We start from the raw sequence: 20148 nt of genomic DNA on the forward strand, positions 1-20148 counted from the left end.
CTGCCATCACTATGTCTAAGCGCGCGATTGTCCGAAACCTAATACCGTAGCTAACTTAGATTTAACTGAGCGCCAATGGGTAAGTGGCACACTTGGCGCACGTTGCATTAGTTGTTCGTATTGTTTCTGATCAAAAGTTAATTCACCACCATGAGCAAGTAGAATCGAGTCTGCTTGCGCTTGATAAATTTTTGTCAGTGAACGTTTATAGCGATTCGGGTAAAAAATAGGATAGGGGGGCAGATATTTTTGTTTTACTTTTACGATAAGATCTGCAACGTAAATCTTATTGCTGGGTAAATGATGCAGCGATACATCGCGATCTGTATGACCTTGTGTTTCAATGGCTCGCCAATCTTCAAAATTGGGTAACAAGTCCCCATCGTTGAGTTTTATATCGGGTTGCAATTTTGCGCTGTACCAAACATTCTTGGCTGGCTTTCCTTGACGTTTAGCTACCCAACGCGTAAGCGCAATGTCTGTCCAATGCATTAAGTGGCCATCGATACCCGAGTACCATTGCCCCTCTACGTTACCACAAGCAATCTTGCACCCAGTCAAATCTCGCAAACGGTGAGCACCACCTGCATGATCTGGATGCATATGGGTTACTACAACCAAGGAAAGTTCATTACGGTTTTTGCCTAACTCATGCTCAATAAATTGAATGACCGTGTCAACATCAGCACGACAACAGCCGTCTAGCAGAAGTAATTTATTTGGATATTCAGCCAGATATATTGATTGTATATAGCCGTTTAATACATGAAGCTTCATTGGTGCTCTTTTTTCGCTAAAACTACTGGCATTGTAAACCTAAGTAATTACATATTCAAACGCTTGTTTTAATTTGTCGAATGCACCATCAATTATGTAAATCAAAGTAAGCCAACGTAAAGAAAGGTAATGCTATGTATAGCTTTTGTAAAATCAGGAACTAAGTCCGCTCATTTTGTTCTATTGTGGCGAAAAACGCGTTTATCAGGCTTTGGGTGGTAGACGTTATTAACGACAAAATAGAGTGAGAAACAATGCACACAGAAAGTTTGAGACTATCCCTAATTTCGGTAAAGCAGTTAACATTGAGCGTCATTACCATGGGCTTACTTGCCGGCTGCAATTCGAGTGATTCTGATGGTAGTAACGCTGGTTATATCAAAATGTACAATGCCAGTGTCAATTCACCGGCCGTGCAAATGGTCATCGATGATTACACATATCCAGATGTTAACTATGCCGAAGCAACCTCATATTATGAACTCGCGTCTGATGATTACACCGTAGAAGTACAATGGCAGTCTGACGAAGACAGCTTCGAAACCATTTTCGAGCAATCGGTTGATATTAAGAATGACAATACGCAACTCATGGTGGTATCAGGAGACTTTAATGCGCCAAAACTCACTGTGTATCAGTATGAGGATGAATCACCTGATGATGACGATAATGAAGAATATACATTCCGTTGGCTGAATCTGCATACTACGGGAGAAAACATAGATGTTTATATTAGCGATGAACATGAGACATTTGCGCAAGCAACTTTAATATCCTCGCTGTCTCATGAGTTGATGACCGACAGCTTTTATAATGACCTAGGGAAGTATAAGTTTTATATCACATTGTCTGGCCAGCAAGAGGTGTTATTTGAAAGTGAGGAAGTGAATTTTGCATATCAAAGCCAGTATATTATGGTGGTGCGTGATAATACGGGGCCGGGTGATTCACTCTATTCGATTGATAAACTATCTAAGTCGGCAAGTATTGAACGACTAGACGACATCTATGCGACAGCTGAGCTGCGCGTTTACAATGGTGCCAAAGCAAGTGCATCAATTGATTTGTACCTCGAGCAATTTGGTGATTCGCCAGTATTCTCGAACGTTCAATTGAGTAACTTTAGTGACACCATGTCATTAGCGTTTGGTGATTACAGTATGCATGTAAAAGAACACACATCGAATGAAGAATTTATTAACAATCATTTGCTGACCTTAACCGCCAATAGCGATAAAACGGTCTTTTTCTATACAGACTACCCCGAAGATGACGACTCTGATGATGACTCAGATTCGGATACGCCAGAATTACCAACAGTAATGTCCTTAACTGTCGATAATAGTAATCGCGTGAGTATCTACGATCACCAAATCAACGTGATTAATTTTATCCAAGAGCACACATTGCTTGATATTTTCTTTGTCAGAAGCGATGAAACAATTGAAACCGCGCAGTACAAACTGACGAATCAAAACGACAATGTGGGTCAAATTGTTTTACCTAATAATACCTATCGCGTGTTTGTTACGACCATGGAAGAAGGGAGTCAGTTACTACTCGCTCAAACCGAGTTTTCCCTAGATGAAAATAGTGGTGATTTATTTATTGTTACTGAACAGGACGATGAATATGGTACCGACTTTTCTGTTGTGGTAACTAAGCAATAGCCATTTGCTAGCATACTTCAAAGCCAGTCTGTATAGATTGGAAAGGCGAGTATAGACCACTGATAATCGATGTATATTTATTGTTGATTATGATAACCGTTTCTACACTGTAGGGTAGGGGCGGTTTTTTTGTCGATAACTTTTCTTGGTGTATATGAATTTTCATATATAATGTAAACCATATGTAGTTATTTACCTATAAAGGCAAAACTATGGGAAATTCACTACCCGATTTATTTAAAGTGCTATCAGACGACACGCGTTTAAAGATTTTATGCTTGTTGGTTCAGGAACAAGAGCTTTGTGTATGTGAATTTATGTCGGCACTAAACGACAGCCAACCTAAGATTTCCCGTCACCTCGCGTTGTTAAAAAAACAGCAGATCGTGGTTGATCGTAAACATAAACAGTGGGTGTTTTATTCAATACACCCGTCATTACCTGATTGGTTCAGAGTAGTACTAGAACATACTTACCAATCGAATCTTGACTACATAAGCGAATCTTCTCAGGCACTTCGAGCCATGGGAGATAGGCCTATTCGTCAGGAGGTATGTTGTTAAGAAAATAAATATTGAGTTTACCGTTAGATTTAAAGAGAAAAAATATGACTATTAAAGTTGGTATCAATGGTTTTGGTCGCATGGGCAGACTGGCTTTTCGTATTGCACATGAACACAGTGAATTGGAAGTTATTCAAATTAACGATCCGTATTGTAACGCGGAAACTGCGGCGCATTTGGTGAGTTACGATTCAACTCACGGAAAATGGGCGCACGAAACGCACCATGAAGAACAGACTATGGTCGTTGGTTTGCAGCGTGTTGCGTGTACGCAAAACCGCGAAATTGATGAAACAGACTGGTCTGAATGTGACGTAGTCATTGAAGCCAGTGGTGTGATGCGAAAAAAATCGCTATTACAGACCTATTTGAATCAAGGCGTTAAGCGCGTGGTAGTTACTGCACCAGTGAAAGAAGAGGGGATACTTAATGTTGTCATGGGCGTGAATGACCATTTGTATAACCCTGAAGAGCACTCGATTGTAACAGCAGCATCTTGTACAACTAACTGTCTTGCACCTGTGGTCAAAGTGTTGCAGGAAAGTATTGGCATTAAACACGGTTCGATGACTACGATCCATGATATTACCAACACCCAATCTATTTTGGATGCACCACACAAAGATTTACGTCGTGCACGTGCTTGTGGCACTAACTTAATTCCAACTACGACAGGCTCTGCAACGGCAATAACACATATTTTTCCCGAGTTGAAAGGTAAACTTAATGGTCACGCTGTGCGTGTACCTATTGAGAATGCGTCAATAACCGACTGTGTATTTGAAATGGACAGAGCGACCACAGCTGAAGAAGTAAATTTACTATTTAAACAGGCGTCAGAAGGGACGTTGGCTGGTATTTTAGGCTATGAAGAAAAGCCATTGGTATCATGTGACTATAAAACGGATCCTCGTTCAGTCATCGTTGATGCGCTATCTACAATGGTCGTCAATGATACCCAACTTAAGATTTACGCTTGGTATGATAACGAGTGGGGTTATGCCAATAGAACGGTAGAGTTGGTCGCGAAAGTAGGCGAAATCGTATAAGTTTTGCTTTGAAGAACAATATGAAAACGTCGTTTATTCAATCACCAATTGGCCAATATCTATTGGTGACAGGAAACTATTGGGCCTTTACCTTAACCGATGGCGCATTACGTATGCTGGTCGTGCTGTTTTTTCATCAGTTAGGGTACAGTCCATTAGAAGTCGCCATGCTGTTCTTGTTTTATGAGTTCTTTGGCGTGGTTACTAACCTAGTTGGTGGGTGGCTTGGTGCCCGCATTGGTCTTAATAAGACAATGAATATTGGCTTGGCATTACAGGTGTTAGCATTGGCAATGTTGCTAGTGCCAACATCTATGTTGTCAGTTATCTACGTTATGGCCGCACAGGCATTATCTGGCATAGCTAAAGATCTTAATAAAATGAGCGCTAAGAGTGCCATTAAAACGTTACTTCCGGAAAACGAGCAAGGCACTTTGTACAAGTGGGTCGCTGTGCTAACGGGTTCAAAGAATGCGTTGAAAGGTTGTGGGTTTTTCTTAGGTGGCCTGCTATTAACTTTGTTTGAGTTTCGTGGTGCAATTGCCTTGATGGTGGCGTTTTTGCTGGTTGTTTGGTGTTTGAGCCTATTATTACTTAAAGCTGAGTTGGGTAAGGCAAAACACAAGGTTAAATTTAAGCAACTATTTGCTAAAGAGCCTCGTATTAACTATTTATCTGCTGCACGAATGTTTTTATTTGGCGCACGTGATATTTGGTTTGTTGTAGCGTTGCCTGTTTATTTATCAACGCAGTTAGCATGGCAGCATGAGTTTATTGGTGCCTTCATGGCTTCGTGGATCATCGGCTATGGATTGATTCAAACGCAAGCGCCTAAAATTACGCAATGGGGAGGCCAAAATCGTTCAAATTCTGATAAGGCCTTGTTATGGGTAAGCATATTGTTGTTTATCCCCGTTACTATCGCTTATTTACTGCTATTAAACTGGCATGTTGAGCTTGTGCTAGTTGTAGGGTTACTGTTATTTGGTGCCGTTTTTGCTGTGAACTCGTCACTTCATAGCTATTTAATCGTGAGCTTCGCCAAAGCAGATGGCGTGTCTGTAGATGTTGGCTTCTACTATATGGCGAATGCCGCTGGGCGATTAATCGGTACTATATTGTCTGGTGCATTGTATCAATCGTACGGTTTAGAAGCATGTTTAGTAGGGGCAAGTGTATTTTTGCTGTTAGCCGTGTTGTTAACTAAGCCATTGTCTCGCTATAGCGCTGGCTAAATCATTCTAATTATTGATTGGGTTCGCCTTGAACAGAAGCTATTCAAGACGAACCCAATTCATCTACATATGTTAGAAGAAGCCCAATGGGTTAGTATCGTAGCTTACCAATAAGTTCTTGGTTTGTTGATAATGCTCTAATGCCATTTTGTGAGTTTCTCGTCCAATGCCAGATTTTTTATACCCACCAAATGCTGCGTGCGCGGGATACATGTGATAGCAATTTGTCCAAACACGACCCGCTTCAATTTGCCGCCCAACACGAAACGCTCTGTTCATATCTCGCGTCCAAACGCCGGCGCCTAAACCAAACTCTGAGCTGTTCGCTAGCGCCAATGCCTCAGCTTCATCCTTAAATTTACCGACAGAAATTACCGGGCCGAAAATTTCTTCCTGAAATACGCGCATTTGGTTATGGCCTTCTAACAGCGTTGGCTTAATGTAAAAGCCGTTATCAAATTGACCACCAACTTGTTCAGCATCACCACCAATCAGTACATTAGCGCCTTCTTTCTTGCCAATATCAATGTAGCTCATGATTTTATCAAATTGCTCTTTAGATGCTTGCGCCCCCACCATAGTGTTGGTATCTAGCGGGTTACCACGGGTTATCGCCTTCGTGCGTTCAATCACTTTCTGCATGAATTCGTCGTAAATAGACTCGTGCACGAATAAACGTGAAGGACAAGTACACACTTCTCCCTGATTAAAGTAGGCAAGCACGGCGCCTTCGATACATTTGCTCAAGTATTCGTCTTCAAAATCCATGACATCGGCAAAGTAGATGTTGGGGGACTTGCCGCCGAGTTCTACCGTTGAGGGAATGATATTGTCTGCGGCACATTTTAAAATATGTGAACCAACAGGTGTTGAACCGGTAAAGGCAATTTTGGCGATGCGTTTACTGGTGGCAAGTGCTTGACCTGCTTCATTGCCTAAACCATTAACAACATTTACGACGCCTGCAGGGATGAGATCTTCAATGAGTTCAAATAATACAAGAATCGATGCAGGTGTTTGCTCGGCTGGCTTTAATACTACACAATTACCTGCGGCTAACGCAGGCGCAAGTTTCCATGCGGCCATTAAAATAGGGAAATTCCACGGAATGATTTGCCCAACCACACCAAGCGGTTCATGAATATGGTAAGACATGGTTTTTTCATCGAGCTCCGCCAACGAGCCTTCTTGTGCACGAATACAACCAGCAAAGTAGCGAAAATGGTCAACCGCTAACGGAATATCTGCCGCTAATGTTTCTCGTACCGCTTTACCATTATCCCAAGTTTCTGCAACAGCAAGCGTTTCTAAATTGGCTTCGATACGATCGGCAATTTTCAATAGCAAATTTGAGCGTTCGGTAACAGAGGTTTTGCCCCAGCTGTCTTTAGCTTTGTGAGCGGCATCTAATGCGAGTTCAATGTCTTTCGCGTTAGAGCGAGGTACTTGGCAAAATACGTGTCCGTTAACAGGACTTAGGTTATCCATATATTGACCATCAAACGGTTCAACCCACTGGCCACCAATAAAGTTTTGATATCGTTGCTTAAATTGGACTACTGCGTCGTCTGAACCTGGTACTGAGTAAATCATAGTATTTCCTTGCTAAACGTTGTTTTTTGAGATTATAAGAATGCATACTTGATTAAAATTAGCGCATTTTTCATTTTTTGACTTGACTATGAATCCAAAAAAGTTGACTGTCAGTTCAAGAAAAAGGAAAACCTATGATTCATCATCCACTATTTAACAGAGAACCTCAGGTACTGGTTGAGAATAAAGTCAGCTTTGCCGCAGAGAATACCGAACTCAGTATTTACGATACCTATCAGACGGTTGAGCGCGTTGGCTTATCGTCAGACCAACTCATGTTTTGTGGGATGTTGACGGGAACAAAAGTGATGCATGCCAATGCCGTAGATATCCATCAGACATTTTTGCCCCACGAATCATTTGTTATGGCGCCCAATCAAACGGTAGAAATAGATTTTCCTGATGCTGCTCTTGACCAACCAACAACGTGTTTAGCGATAGAAATATCGCCTGAACGAATCTCAAAAGTAGCCAATCAGTTAAGCATCGAGAGCCCATTGTTAAGTGATTATCGCGATTGGTCTTTGAGAACGTCGTATATGCACACGCACCACAGTGCAGAAACACAAGCGTTGCTTAACCGCATGGTGCATATTTTTACAGAAAATCATGATGATAGGGAATTCCTTATCGATCTCGCGGTTACAGAGTTAAGTGCGCGATTACTTCGACATCAAACGCGTGATTTTATTGTGAGTTACTGTCAGCATGATCCTGAAAAGAATAGCATTAATGCAGTATGTCATCACATATTAGATAACTTGGCCATGCCAATGAATACGGATGATCTGGCCAAAATAGCGTGCATGAGCCGCACCAAGTTCTTCACTACCTTCAAAGCTCATATGGGCTGTACTCCAACAGCCTTTCAATTGCAGCAACGCTTAAAGTCAGCAGCAAAGCAAATAGTGGCAGGGCATCAAATTACCCAAGTGTGTTTTGCATTAGGCTTTGTAAGCCCAAGCCATTTTAGTCGTAGCTTTAAGGCGTACTATGGAATGACACCAAACGACTATAAACTGCGGCATAAATCACCATCGAACTAATTGACCCCAATTGACTTAAGGTAGGCGACAACACTGCGGCCCAGCGCCTCTAATGCATAGCCTCCTTCGAGCACTGAAATAATTCGCCCTTGCGTGTAGCTATCTGCCAGCAATTTAATCTGTTTGCCAATCCATGCATAATCTTCATCGGTTAACCTAACTTGCGACATGCTGTCTTCTATATGAGCATCAAATCCGGCAGAGACGAGAATTAATTCAGGTTCAAAGTTTTTAATGGCTGGTAGCCAGTGATTGGTTACAGCTGCTTTAAACTCTGTACCTTGTGCATTGGCATCAAGTGGTATATTGATGATTGGCGACTGGTCACTCGCTTTTACATTGAATGGGTAAAATGGATATTGGTAGGTCGAGCAGAACAAAATGTCATCAAAGCGTTTAATGATGTTTTCAGTACCATTGCCATGATGAACATCGAAATCTAGAATGGCGACACGTTTTATGTTGTGAACTTTCTGCGCATAACGCGCAGCAATAGCGATGTTGTTGAAAAAACAAAAGCCCATGGCTCTATCATATTCAGCGTGATGTCCAGGTGGGCGGGTGGCACAAAATGCTACGTTTATTGTTCCGTCGATAACTTTGTCTATGGCATTAATCACTGCTCCCGCAGATAGTTTGGCGGCAGTTAATGTGTCAGGTATCATTGACGTGTCACCGTCTAAAATGAAGTGACCTGATATCGGCGCGTTTTGAGTTAAATACTGAATATAATCAGGGCAGTGTGCCAGACGTAGCCACTCATCCTGAATTGGTGTTGCTTCAAAATGCCGAACATGTGGCGCTAATTCACTTTGATTAATGCTTTGTTTAATCGTGGTTAGTCTTGCTGGGCACTCTGGATGAAATTCCCCCATGTCGTGCTTTAAGCACAAGTCATGGCTGAAGATCCCTATTGTCACTTATTGCCCCTTAGGTAACTCAGCTATTTTCTATGCGAAATCCTATTTTTAATGTCACTTGAAAATGGCCTACTGCGCCGTCAACAATATGGCCACGTGTTTCAATGACTTCAAACCAATCCATATTCTTAAGCGACTTACTACACTCAGCTAACGCATTGTGTATCGCATCTTCTATGCTGGTTTTTGACGAACCTACCATTTCAATTTTCTTGTAAGTATGATGATTTGACATTGTTTTTTCTCATTCTCGGTAAGGGTTAATATTTACTATAGTTGATAGAGTTTTAGCCTGCTGAAATATTGATGAAAATTCTTGCGTCCTTTTTTAAGTACTTACGTCTCTATAGTTGAACAATGCAACATACTTGCATTCGAGTATGAATAAAAAGGAGAACAAGATGAATTCAAATCAACGTAAATCGCCGAGTTGTGAATGTGTGACAAGTCAAGCAAGCAACGACACTACTGACAAGTTGACCGTGTGTTGTGGCGGCGCCAGTTGTACGTGTAGTGATATGTGTCAGTGTGCGTGCCAATGTGGAAACGACTGTCGTTGTGCTTCTTGCCAGTGTAGCTGTAGTTAGCACCAATTTGGGATAGGCCAAACATGCTCGGTTAATGTACAATAGTTGCCATATTGATCGAGCATTCCTTTCTAATTGTTGATATTAATTTAATTGGAATTACATGCTTTGGAGTGGTTGTGCAAAACGAACAAGTAACATATACAGATCATATTGGTCAGATTGATCGAGTATGGCGAGACTTTCATCGTCAGCTATATGCGTTTATCCTTAAAAGAGTGAATTGCCCTGATACCGCACAAGATATTCTGCAAGAAGTATTTATTAAGGTGCAAACGAAATTACCTCAGTTAAAAGAGCCAAATAAGCTTACCGCATGGCTATATCAATTATGTCGTTCGACTATCATCGACCATATACGTAAGCAGCCAAACTTAACCATTAACGATTCAACCGTTTCAGAAGCCGACATTGCGTTAATGCAATCTTCCAATGCTAAGGAATTGGCCGAAATATCTCGGTGTATGGCTATATTGATACAAGAGTTGCCTGAAGAGCAAAAAAACTTGTTATTAGACACTGAGTTAAACGGTATGCGTCAGCAACTTGCGGCAGATAAGTATCAACTGTCGCTTTCTGCTACCAAATCAAGAATTGCGCGCGGCAGACAAGCGCTGAAAGTGAAGCTGAGGCAATGTTGCACATTTGAATTTACTGACAGTGGTGTGAACCATGAATGTAAAAATCAATGCGGTTGTCAGCATTCGGTGGTTTAGCATTTTTGCTTTATTGTATGATGTTGTTGTTTGCGGCTAAAACGATTTGTTTCGTATTTTCTGTTTAACCTTCTCGCTTTCCTATATAAGAATAATGTAGACTAGGCTTTTAACACTCCAAACTGTTGATTACTTTGATTTTAAGTGATCAAACAAGGAAGTGATAGTGCGCATTATTACACAGCCAACAAACGCTCGCGGAGCCCTATGCTTTTGGGTAATTATGCGTTAGTGCAATAGTGCGTTTTCTTAATGGAATGGTTGTAATGGAAAATATACTTGTTAACCCTCTCATCAGAGCTTGTGCAGCGTTTGGCGCTGTGTTTTGTTTACTGCTATCGTTTGCTGGAGTGATCGATATTGCTGTTAATTATGTAGATATTTGGGCAAGCCTGTGGACGTTAGCTAAGGTAATATTAGTTGTATATATAGCGTGGTGCTTCTGGATTGTATTCAAATTTGGCAAGAACCCGTTTCATATAACGCCCTTTAGCAAAAGATAGAAGATTAATTGCGAGGAAATTAATGTTAAATATTCGACATGCCGAACAAAAAGACTTGGTTAATATTGCGCAATTACATGCACAAAGTTGGCGTGAAAACTATGCAGAGGCATTATCAGCGGATTACCTCAATAATAAGGTAGATGCAGAGCGCATGGCCGTTTGGCAGGCGCGTTTTGATCAACCTGTCGATAATCAATTGGTGTTGGTTGCAGAGTTAGGCGAGGAATTTTGTGGCTTTATATGTGCATTTGGTCAGCAGCACCCCAAGTACGGTACTGTTGTTGACAATCTTCATGTTAAGGCCGGATTTAAAGGGCAAAAAATCGGTACACAATTACTGAATGCTATGGCCTTGTGGGCAAAAACACACTATGCCAATTTAGGCGTCTATCTTGAGGTTTTGGCCTGTAACCCAAAAGCCATTGGTTTTTATCAGTCATTAGGTGCAGCTTTGTTGGAGCAAAAGTATTGGGACGCCCCGTGTGGTAGCCGCGTTAACGAATATGCCTATGGCTGGGATTGTCCTGATTTGTTGATCAGTGGTTCTGAAATAAACCTATAAATGTCGAAAATTTTCAATATTTGTTAAGTGGGTACAGCTAAGCTCTTTTTTATTTTAAGGAGATCAATATGACGCAAAAATTAGACTACTTCTCAATCGCACCACAGGCATTCAATTTATTACTTGAGCAAGAAGCATACTTGCAGCAAATCTTTGAAAAAACGGCAACGCTAAGTCCAGCCATGTGGGAGTTGGTTAAGCTACGCGTTTCGCAAATTAACCAGTGCGCTTTTTGTATAGACATGCATAGCCGTGCAGCGCTTAAACAAGGTGAGTCTACCGAGCGTATTGTTGGTTTATCTGCTTGGCAGGAACTACCATTTTATGAGGCGAACGAAAGAGTTGCACTCGGATGGGCGGAAAAATTGACAACAGACATAGCAGAGGTTGGCACCCTTTACCAAGAATCGCTAAGCCACCTAGGAGAACAGGGGCTTGTTAACTTAACTATTGCAGTAAATGCAATAAATAGCTGGAATCGGATTGCAAAGATATTTAAGCCGGAAATTGGTAGCCTTGGCTAGTTAATCTTACGCATTAAGGAAATCAAGAAAGTGTTTTAAAGGAGGGCACATTGACAGATGCTTTTACACTGAAACTTGTTCATCCTAAAGGCGCATTGGCACCATGGGTTCAGGGGCTATGGTCAGCCACTGTTGCTGCGAACTGTAATGATGTAAATAAGTTACTACATGGTGATGCATGTAGTGGTTTAGTATTCGTGCTAGAAGGCAGTGTTTCGTTTGGCGAACAGCAATACACATCGGGCGGTTATTTTTTACCAAATAGCCGCTGTGCTCAAACTCTTTGTTTGTCTCCGGGGACTAAGTTAGCTGGCATTAGGTTGCACCCTGCCGTGGGTTATGCGTTTTGGGGAAGAAACTTTGAACGTCCGGAAGCCTTTTCTGCATTGCCCGATAAACTACCAGAATTAAGCCTGTTACATGGTACCTTACGCCGCTCTACAGGCCACTATTCAAGACTTAGGCAACTCTATTTGTATCTTATCGAACGAATTATGATAGCAGATAATTTACCTACGTCACTTACCTTAGCTTTGAGGCAGCTTCAATCCGATACGCTTCACTATCAATCAGATATCAATGCCTCCGTTAGTCAGCGCCAGCTTGAGCGTTTATTTAATCAATGGCTTTCGATGACGCCTAAACACTGTCACCGCGTGTTTCGTATCGCGCGAGCGCTTGATGCGATAAAAAATGAACCTAACAGTCGACTCGCGAGTATCGCAATTGATTGTGGTTTTTCCGATCAAGCACACATGACGCGCGAATTTCGGCAAATAGCGCGAATCTCACCTTTACAGTTTCGAAGACAATATTCAGGCTAACCTGCCATTTTTAAGCTGTGAAGCGATAAGTGAATCGCTAAGCTTTACAATACCACCAAAGTGTATACGGTATGCAAATGTTCTTGGTATCGCTATTGTTGGAGTAGTAATTGAAAATTCTTATTGTTAGTGGCAGTCAACGTAAAGGCTCAAAAAGTGCGGAGCTAGCTCATGCTATAAAGGAAAATGTCATAAGTGGCATGGAAAATGTGGAGAGTTCGGTGCTAGATTTGTCTACATATCCCTATCTGCTTGATCATTACAGTCACAGTCGAGACAACGATGCGGCGTTGCAATCAAGCAAAGAACAAGTATTAGCAGAGCTATATGGCTGCGACGGAATAGTTGTTGTTTCACCAGAGTGGGGCGGAATGCTGCCGCCAGCACTGGTGAATTTGTTCTTGTTAACCGCTAATGGCTCTGCTGGTGGGTTACCATTGGGGCACAAACCTGCTTTTGCGGTTGGTGTTTCGGCATCTGGAGGTGGCAGTAATCCTGTTTCGTTAATGAAAGCTTATACAGCCAAGAATAGCCATTTAGTGTGGTTACCACTTCATGCCATTATTCAAAATGTGGAAGATTTTTTGTCTCATGCGTGGACACCAACACCACGGGGGCGAATTACGCAGGTACAATCACGTATTGAAGTAGGACTTGAAAGTTTACTTATTTATGCGAAAACCTTGTCGGGTGTTAGAGACGAGCTCGTTACATTGTCTAAAGTTCACCCATTTGGCCAATGATCGAAATTTTTAGATGTAACAAGAGATAACAAATGGATTGAGTCTTTATATTATGTTGCTAGAATGTTAGCGAAGTTTCTATCAATAATAAGGATAATAATGAAACGACTGTTAAGTGTATCAATATTCTCAATGTTCATCGCTGGGTGTCAGTTAAACAATGTAATCGCTGACAACGCCATTGCTGAGAATACACCAAAATACCCTGAATATATCCAATCTGGCCAAACCTTGCCCCTTACCTCAATTGAAAACGTTGATGGTGAAACAGTTGATTTAGCAAACCCTGAAAAACAGAAGCTAGTGATTCTTTTTGCCACATGGTGTTCTGATTCAAATCGCGCATTAAAGGCGCTTAATGAATCGCCATTATTGAATGACGAAAACATCGAAGTGGTTGCCATAGCACGCGAAGAGAGCAAAGAGCAGGTTTTAAAATGGCGCGACGAAAATGGCATTAAAGTGCCTTTGGCGGTTGATCCTGACAGAAAGATTTATTCGCAGTTTGCCCAAGGTGGCATTCCAAGAATGATTACCGTAACCCAAGACAATAAAATCATCAAAATGAACCTAGCGGAAGGTGAGAACCAACTTGAATTAATTGAGTGGCTATAGTGGGCTAGCTTTGTGATGGTATGGAATGTAAAATTTTCAAATCGTTGATGGTATCGCTGTTACGTGTTAAGTTCCTAAAATTATTGAATTAAAGCGTGGACTTTCGAATTGCTGACAGATTAATTTGGAATTTATGCTAATAGGGAGTTAGCTACTGTAATTGCGACTTCAACTACATAATCAAACGGACAAACGGAGAGTGTATGGAAATCTTTGATCAAATTGGAAATATTATTGAAATGTTTAGAACGGGGGAGTTACATATCCTCTATCTTATTGTCCCTTTGCAAATAGTTATTTTCGCTTTTCCTTGTTTAATTTTAGCTCGACGCAAATCAAAAAATTTACGATATGCACGAGCTCTTGGTTTAATGCCTTTAATTAATATTGGCGCAACGTTTTATTATTTGTTCGCAGAAACTGAAAAACCAACTGAGCCAAACGTATAAAGTAGCTATAAGTCTATTCAACAGGATAAAATAGTTGATTTTGCTCTTGCGTCGCTAATGTTTACCAACTTATTTTTTATCTCTGATTGAAGCCCAATATGCAAACGGAGATCGCATGAAGTATCTGTCATTACTGACTATTATCTTTTTATCAGGCTGCTCGTCTCAACCAGTGAGCCATCAAATCGGTAATGTCATCTTTGGGAAGGTTTTTGAAAAAAGTACGAGCACCAAAATAAGCCACAATGCAGGAGAACAGGGGTCGGAGACACATACGAATCATTCTCATTTGTCACTGACTCGCTTTCCACTATAGTTGGCTTTGATTCATGCGTCACATGTTTTAGTCAACTACAAATAGTCATTAATTTTGGCGTTATATCTATAGACTCGTGTTGCGCAACACGCTACACTTTCACAATGATTAAATCATTCAAACATAAAGGGCTAAAGAAGTTCTTTGAAACAGGAAGTAAGGCTGGTATACAAGCTAAACATGAACGTAAGTTAAGAATGCAATTAGCTGCTATTGATACCGCGACAACAATTGATGATATAGATCTTCCTGGATTTAAATTGCACGCGCTTAAAGGTGAGCGTGATGGTATTTGGTCAATAACTGTGAATGGCAATTGGCGTGTTACTTTCGAATTTATTGACGGTAATGCGTTTATTTTAAATTACGAGGATTATCACTAATGAATATGCATAATCCACCGCATCCGGGTGAATTTATTTCCGATGTATATATGGAGCCTTTTGGTTTTAGTTGTCGCTTTATTGCATCACAACTCGATGTAGCTGCTTCAACATTGAATCGCATTCTTAAAGGGAAGAGCTCCGTTACTCCTGAAATGGCTTTGCGTTTGTCTAAAGCATTGGGTCGTACACCAGAAAGTTGGCTGACCATGCAAGATAATTATGACCTTTGGCAAGCTAAACAAAGTGTTAATTTAACAAAAGTGCACCCGATAAAATTTGCTATGGTGTAAAGGGAATATAAGGCTTTAAACAAGCGGATACAAAATACGTGGTTGTGTTCGCACAGCTTATGATTTTAGCTAGCTATTTATTTAACGCCGATTTAGAGGTTTGAGTACATGGAAACGTTATGATGACTAAAATAAATGTTTTAAACGCATCTGAAAAATTTAATGATGTTTTAGACTTGTTAGAATCCAAAGGACAGTATTCACTTTCAAAAATTAGCCAACATATTCAATTACCTAATTTAGATATAATTATAAGCCCAGCTCCTGACGAATATAAAACTGACAGTGGAATTTTAGGTTGTGTGAGTACACCTTACTTAATTGAAATATTGGTAGATACAGATCGAGAAGATCTCGTAGATGTCATACACAATGAGTTAACTGCTGTAATAGCCCATGAACTTCATCATGCAATAAGAGCTTTGTCTGGTGTGCAAGAAAAAACGCTATTTCAAACCCTAATATCTGAAGGATTAGCTTGCCATTTTGAAACTAAATTTAATGGGAATACAACACCAAGATTTCTCAATGAAGTAAAAAAGTTTGAGTGGCGAGAATTATATAACCAAATGCAAACTAACTTAAATAATCAGGATTTTAATTATCCTGATTATTTTGGTGTTGGAAACGATGCTAAGTTACCTGAGCGTGCGGGTTATTGGGTCGGTTTTAATTTAGTCTCGGAATATATAAATAAATATGGAGGTTGCGCATCAACACTCATAGGTATTCCCGCTGAAAAGTTTGTTGCGATATAAGCAATAAGAGCATGAAGATTGGACATAATACTTGGCTTGAATTCATATCTTACTGATTTTATCCAAGTACTTTTACGCCATTTTTGCTGGCGTTGATGCACAAAAGCATATGTATTTATTAAGGAATGGGAAATGAATGTTCAAAAAGCGCTTAATTTAGTTCTTACGGGGTTTATAGTTTTATCTTTCACTTTGGTTTGTCGGGCGAATGCAAAGTCACACAGCTCTTCAGAACAGTCAAACCTAAATAAAGCCATATACTGTATGGAAATATTAGAGAATAGAAACGATCTTAAACCTTCGCAAAGGATCAATATTTTAAGAAATGAGTGCTATTCCGATAACTTTGTAGAGCATTCACCCCATATTAGCGGTGGCCGAGAAGGGTTATTTAATCTATTTTTGAGTCGATATAAAGAATACCCGGAGCTATCAATGTCTATTAAGCGTTCTGCTTCTGAAGGTGATCTTGTTTGGTTGCACCTTCATGTAAAGCGCACTCCAGACTCTCTTGGCGCCTCTATGATGCATATTTTTCGAATGAAGGGCGGGATGGTCGTAGAGCACTGGAGCGTAGGGCAGCCTGTTCCAGAAAACCCTAAAAACAACAACACAATGTTTTAAATCAATTTAAGAGTTCGAACTAAAGAAGAAGTGCAAGAATGAGACAATTTGTCATTTATTTTGCTAACAACACACTATAAATGACAAATAACGCTACATCCCATCGAAGTATTGACTTTACGAAGATTCAGCGTAGCGCACTTTAATCAAGCAGCCGGTCTCATATCTATCTGATTACTTAATGATGTATGAATTTCACTAAAACGTCAGGCAATGCCTGACGTTTTAGAATATTGTTAGTATTAAAAACTAAGCAAACAAGCTCATAACATCATCAATATCAACGAGTGATTTCTCACCGGTAATACGGTCTTTTACTTCAATTTGTTTATTGTCTAGGTTGCGTTCACCAACCACAAGAAGTAATGGTGTACCAATTAATTCGTGATCGGCAAACATAACACCAGGGCGCTCTTTGCGGTCATCGAATAATACTTCTATACCAGCAGCTTTTAGTTGCTCATACAAACCTTCAGCCGTTTCTTTAACACGCGCAGATTTCGCCATGTTCATTGGCACAATCGCTACTTGGAAAGGTGCGATTGCTTTTGGCCACTTAATACCGTACTTATCGTGGTTTTGTTCGATTGCAGCAGCAACAATGCGTGAAACACCGATGCCATAGCAACCCATAGTTAACGTTTGGTTTTTACCGCTTTCAGTTAAAACACCACAGTTCATAGCTTTGGCATATTTTTCGCCAAGTTGGAAAATATGACCTACTTCTATGCCGCGTTTAATAACAATGTTACCTTGGCCACATGGACTTGGGTCACCTTCAACTACGTTACGAATGTCCTCAACCTGATAGTTGATTGCATCGCGATCCCAGTTAACACCAGTTAAATGCACATCATCTTTATTAGCACCACAAACAAAATCAGCTAAGTGAACAGCACTGCGGTCAACAACAACGCGAATACTTAAGTTTACCGGACCAATAGAACCTGCGTTACAGCCAACAGCTGCTTTGATTTGTTCATCACTAGCAAATGTTAGTGGTGATGCAACGCAGTCAATTTTTTCAGCCTTGATTTCGTTCAGTTGGTGATCACCACGTAGCACCAATGCAATCACTGGCGCCTCGCTGTCTTCAGTTGGCTCACCCATAACCAACAATGTTTTTACTGTTTGTTTTACATCTACTTTTAGAAATTCGGCAACTTGCTCTATGGTTTTTACGTCAGGTGTTGCAATTTCTGCCATTTCAGCCGAAGGAGCTGGGCGTTCACCAGCAGGGGCTAATGCTTCTGCTTTTTCAACATTCGCGGCAAAGTCACTGCCATCACTAAATGCGATATCGTCTTCACCAGAATCTGCTAATACGTGGAATTCGTGAGATGCATCGCCACCAATAGAACCTGTATCGGCAATAACAGGGCGGTAATCTAAGCCGAGACGCTCGAATATACGACAATATGCGTCGTACATTACTTGATAAGTTTTCTTCAAACATTCATCTTCAATATGGAAAGAATATGCGTCTTTCATTAAGAATTCACGACCACGCATTACACCGAAGCGCGGGCGAATTTCGTCACGGAATTTAGTTTGAATTTGGAATAAGTTAAGCGGCAATTGCTTGTAGCTACTTAGTTCATTACTGATCAGCTTGGTGATCACTTCTTCGTGCGTAGGACCTAAAACAAACGGGCGAGTGTGTCTGTCTTGTAGGCGAAGTAACTCAGGTCCGTAATCTTCCCAACGGCCTGACTCTTCCCATAAATCTGCTGGCTGCACCATTGGCATTAAGGTTTCAATTGCGCCAGCTCGCTCCATTTCTTCACGAACGATATTTTCTACTTTTTTAAGTACTTTTAATCCTGTCGGTAACCAAGTGTATAAACCCGAAGCAACATTACGTACTAATCCTGCACGTAGCATTAATTGATGACTGATTACTTCTGCATTTGCAGGGGTTTCTTTCAGCGTAGAAAGTAAATATTGACTGGTACGCATGGATAACAAATTCCGTTGATAAATTAATAATTCAAATTGGCGAACATTCTAACAGGGCACTGGCGAAGGAAAAAGTAAAAAAAGCGATGATTTGGGATTATTTAATGGTGAATGTAAAGTACATCACCGTGTCATTTTCTTCACAAATACGACAACAAATAACGCAATAGTGAAACTGCCCGTAAAGGCTTCAATGGCAGCAATTGCTCGGGAAATACCAACCGGGGTAAAATCCCCGTAGCCTAAGGTGGTAAAGGTAACGATGGAATAATATAAACATGAAAGAAAAAATGAAAAGTTTTCCGTAAAGCTGTTGTCAGATGAATACTTGAGAATATCACCCTGATAATTCAGTCCGGTAAAGGTGTAGGTGGTGGCACAAATAAAGATGAGAAGAATAGAAATAGCGACAATGCGCAGAGGGGCTTCACCGTAACCACAAAACAAATCGACAATTTTCGACCCCAATCGTTTGAAACTTAAACGCGGCATTTGTAACCTACGCATCGTTAATTCACGTTGAATGAGCTCGCCTGAAAGGGTAAATATGCCTTCTGACTCGGCATGCTTTCGCAAATCTCGGTATATTTCCTCGGCTTGTTCGTTTAAATCATCAGCTATCGCATACTCACGTTTTTTGAATGCCGCTTTAGCCTGTTTCTCTTGTAGTACGCGCTTGCCTAGCTTCATGTGCTCAATTTTACAGCCACCCCATTTTACGCCAAGTAAATTAGCATCTTCTACTTGCGCACAATTTAGTTTAGCGTTGCGCACATCGGCTTTCATCAAGCTTGCATTGCGAAAATTAATATTGAATAGATGAGCGCCACTGAGATTTGCCCGATAAAAATCGGCGTAAGAAAAATCAAATCCTTCTTTTTGATGATGGTTAACTAAATCAATTTGCCTAAGGTCGGCATATTTTAAACAAATGCCTCTGGTCATGCCGCCTGAACGCGTATGCTCGACCAGCCAATCTTTAACGTTGGGATCAGATTTATCTGCACTTTTATCGTGCCAGAAACAGTAACCTGTGGCGTTGCCTTCTTCTAAGCACTCGTAGCCGTCAGGGTCTTCGTATTGGCATAAGTGTTTCTTTTTGTTCATACAACGAAGTATAGTAAGGACTTTTTTTTGTACCTAGTTTTTCTCAAAAAAAGGATTTAATAATGACTATTGAAATATTGTTGGCGGATTAGCACGATAAGCAACAAGCTGAAGACATACTGTTTTGTTCAAAAGTGCATTCGACAAAATAAATAGTTGTACTTAATGAAGATCCACATAGCAATATTAAGACTATAGAACAGCCTAAAATGACGGTGAAACGCGGTGTTATTGTGACAGCTGATGCTCAAATCCCTAAAACATAAATTATTCCTGATGAGAAGGAGGGATCCATTCGTATTCTTGTGTAGGGTTATAATCAAAATCAA

At 40.6% G+C, this 20148-nt stretch carries 23 protein-coding genes; 17 read left to right on the top strand and 6 right to left on the bottom strand.

Features of this window, described 5'->3' with window-relative positions; genetic code table 11:
* Positions 1-15: 15 nt before the first annotated feature.
* The gene (locus ACSLUK_RS10435; protein ID WP_448548520.1) at positions 16-777 is read right to left on the bottom strand and encodes an MBL fold metallo-hydrolase; all 762 of its coding nucleotides are present in this window, start codon (positions 775-777) and stop codon (positions 16-18) included.
* Between the two features lie 254 nt (positions 778-1031).
* On the opposite strand from ACSLUK_RS10435, the gene ACSLUK_RS10440 reads away from it, so the two are divergent.
* The 4 genes from ACSLUK_RS10440 to arsJ all read left to right on the top strand — a co-directional run bounded on the left by ACSLUK_RS10440 (position 1032) and on the right by arsJ (position 5294).
* Positions 1032-2447 carry a DUF4397 domain-containing protein gene (locus tag ACSLUK_RS10440; RefSeq protein ID WP_448548521.1) on the top strand — a complete coding sequence of 472 codons (1416 nt, stop codon included), beginning with the start codon at positions 1032-1034 and terminating at the stop codon, positions 2445-2447.
* A 212-nt stretch (positions 2448-2659) separates the two neighbouring features.
* Positions 2660-3010, top strand: a complete 351-nt coding sequence (locus tag ACSLUK_RS10445; protein ID WP_448548522.1) for a metalloregulator ArsR/SmtB family transcription factor — start codon at positions 2660-2662, stop codon at positions 3008-3010.
* A 44-nt stretch (positions 3011-3054) separates the two neighbouring features.
* Positions 3055-4059 carry an ArsJ-associated glyceraldehyde-3-phosphate dehydrogenase gene (locus ACSLUK_RS10450; RefSeq protein ID WP_448548523.1) on the top strand — a complete coding sequence of 335 codons (1005 nt, stop codon included), beginning with the start codon at positions 3055-3057 and terminating at the stop codon, positions 4057-4059.
* A gap of 20 nt (positions 4060-4079) precedes the next feature.
* Positions 4080-5294: an organoarsenical effux MFS transporter ArsJ gene (arsJ, locus tag ACSLUK_RS10455; RefSeq protein ID WP_448548524.1), complete on the top strand. Its 1215-nt coding sequence runs from the start codon at positions 4080-4082 to the stop codon at positions 5292-5294.
* 72 nt (positions 5295-5366) lie between these two features.
* Here the strand turns inward: arsJ and exaC are convergent, their stop codons facing one another.
* On the bottom strand, positions 5367-6887 hold the full coding sequence (exaC, locus tag ACSLUK_RS10460) for an acetaldehyde dehydrogenase ExaC (RefSeq protein WP_448548525.1): 1521 nt from the start codon (positions 6885-6887) through the stop codon (positions 5367-5369).
* A gap of 134 nt (positions 6888-7021) precedes the next feature.
* Between exaC and ACSLUK_RS10465 the strand changes: the two genes are divergently transcribed.
* Positions 7022-7933 (top strand): helix-turn-helix domain-containing protein, encoded by a 912-nt coding sequence (locus ACSLUK_RS10465; protein WP_448548526.1) that lies wholly within the window; start codon positions 7022-7024, stop codon positions 7931-7933.
* On the opposite strand, the gene ACSLUK_RS10470 is transcribed toward ACSLUK_RS10465, so the two are convergent.
* Positions 7930-8853 carry a histone deacetylase family protein gene (locus ACSLUK_RS10470; protein WP_448548527.1) on the bottom strand — a complete coding sequence of 308 codons (924 nt, stop codon included), beginning with the start codon at positions 8851-8853 and terminating at the stop codon, positions 7930-7932. The two genes, ACSLUK_RS10465 and ACSLUK_RS10470, sit on opposite strands and share 4 nt — an antisense overlap.
* 19 nt (positions 8854-8872) lie before the next feature.
* The gene (locus ACSLUK_RS10475) at positions 8873-9088 is read right to left on the bottom strand and encodes a dodecin (RefSeq protein ID WP_448548528.1); all 216 of its coding nucleotides are present in this window, start codon (positions 9086-9088) and stop codon (positions 8873-8875) included.
* 471 nt (positions 9089-9559) lie between these two features.
* Between ACSLUK_RS10475 and ACSLUK_RS10480 the strand changes: the two genes are divergently transcribed.
* The 12 genes from ACSLUK_RS10480 to ACSLUK_RS10535 all read left to right on the top strand — a co-directional run bounded on the left by ACSLUK_RS10480 (position 9560) and on the right by ACSLUK_RS10535 (position 16753).
* Entirely contained in the window at positions 9560-10156 is a 597-nt protein-coding gene (locus ACSLUK_RS10480; protein ID WP_448548529.1) for a sigma-70 family RNA polymerase sigma factor, read from the top strand.
* A 266-nt stretch (positions 10157-10422) separates the two neighbouring features.
* Positions 10423-10659: a hypothetical protein gene (locus ACSLUK_RS10485; protein ID WP_448548530.1), complete on the top strand. Its 237-nt coding sequence runs from the start codon at positions 10423-10425 to the stop codon at positions 10657-10659.
* Positions 10660-10681: 22 nt separating this feature from the next.
* The gene (locus ACSLUK_RS10490) at positions 10682-11224 is read left to right on the top strand and encodes a GNAT family N-acetyltransferase (protein WP_448548532.1); all 543 of its coding nucleotides are present in this window, start codon (positions 10682-10684) and stop codon (positions 11222-11224) included.
* 68 nt (positions 11225-11292) lie between these two features.
* The gene (locus ACSLUK_RS10495; protein ID WP_448548533.1) at positions 11293-11748 is read left to right on the top strand and encodes a carboxymuconolactone decarboxylase family protein; all 456 of its coding nucleotides are present in this window, start codon (positions 11293-11295) and stop codon (positions 11746-11748) included.
* Positions 11749-11798: 50 nt separating this feature from the next.
* Positions 11799-12572: an AraC family transcriptional regulator gene (locus tag ACSLUK_RS10500; protein ID WP_448548534.1), complete on the top strand. Its 774-nt coding sequence runs from the start codon at positions 11799-11801 to the stop codon at positions 12570-12572.
* 110 nt (positions 12573-12682) lie between these two features.
* The gene (locus tag ACSLUK_RS10505; RefSeq protein WP_448548535.1) at positions 12683-13315 is read left to right on the top strand and encodes an NAD(P)H-dependent oxidoreductase; all 633 of its coding nucleotides are present in this window, start codon (positions 12683-12685) and stop codon (positions 13313-13315) included.
* A 99-nt stretch (positions 13316-13414) separates the two neighbouring features.
* Positions 13415-13930 carry a TlpA family protein disulfide reductase gene (locus ACSLUK_RS10510; protein WP_448548536.1) on the top strand — a complete coding sequence of 172 codons (516 nt, stop codon included), beginning with the start codon at positions 13415-13417 and terminating at the stop codon, positions 13928-13930.
* A gap of 203 nt (positions 13931-14133) precedes the next feature.
* Positions 14134-14379 carry a hypothetical protein gene (locus ACSLUK_RS10515; RefSeq protein WP_448548537.1) on the top strand — a complete coding sequence of 82 codons (246 nt, stop codon included), beginning with the start codon at positions 14134-14136 and terminating at the stop codon, positions 14377-14379.
* Between the two features lie 420 nt (positions 14380-14799).
* Positions 14800-15078 carry a type II toxin-antitoxin system RelE/ParE family toxin gene (locus tag ACSLUK_RS10520; RefSeq protein WP_448548538.1) on the top strand — a complete coding sequence of 93 codons (279 nt, stop codon included), beginning with the start codon at positions 14800-14802 and terminating at the stop codon, positions 15076-15078.
* The gene (locus ACSLUK_RS10525; protein ID WP_448548539.1) at positions 15078-15371 is read left to right on the top strand and encodes a HigA family addiction module antitoxin; all 294 of its coding nucleotides are present in this window, start codon (positions 15078-15080) and stop codon (positions 15369-15371) included. Before ACSLUK_RS10520 ends, ACSLUK_RS10525 begins: the two co-directional genes overlap by 1 nt.
* 119 nt (positions 15372-15490) lie before the next feature.
* Positions 15491-16129 carry a DUF2268 domain-containing putative Zn-dependent protease gene (locus ACSLUK_RS10530; RefSeq protein ID WP_448548540.1) on the top strand — a complete coding sequence of 213 codons (639 nt, stop codon included), beginning with the start codon at positions 15491-15493 and terminating at the stop codon, positions 16127-16129.
* 132 nt (positions 16130-16261) lie between these two features.
* Positions 16262-16753 carry a nuclear transport factor 2 family protein gene (locus ACSLUK_RS10535; protein WP_448548542.1) on the top strand — a complete coding sequence of 164 codons (492 nt, stop codon included), beginning with the start codon at positions 16262-16264 and terminating at the stop codon, positions 16751-16753.
* A 249-nt stretch (positions 16754-17002) separates the two neighbouring features.
* On the opposite strand, the gene ACSLUK_RS10540 is transcribed toward ACSLUK_RS10535, so the two are convergent.
* Both ACSLUK_RS10540 and ACSLUK_RS10545 read right to left on the bottom strand, forming a co-directional pair.
* The gene (locus ACSLUK_RS10540; protein WP_448548543.1) at positions 17003-18712 is read right to left on the bottom strand and encodes a proline--tRNA ligase; all 1710 of its coding nucleotides are present in this window, start codon (positions 18710-18712) and stop codon (positions 17003-17005) included.
* A 123-nt stretch (positions 18713-18835) separates the two neighbouring features.
* Positions 18836-19819, bottom strand: coding sequence for an ion channel (locus ACSLUK_RS10545; RefSeq protein WP_448548544.1), 984 nt, complete (start codon positions 19817-19819; stop codon positions 18836-18838).
* Between the last annotated feature and the right edge of the window lie 329 nt (positions 19820-20148).

This window comes from Thalassotalea fusca, assembly GCF_053485835.1.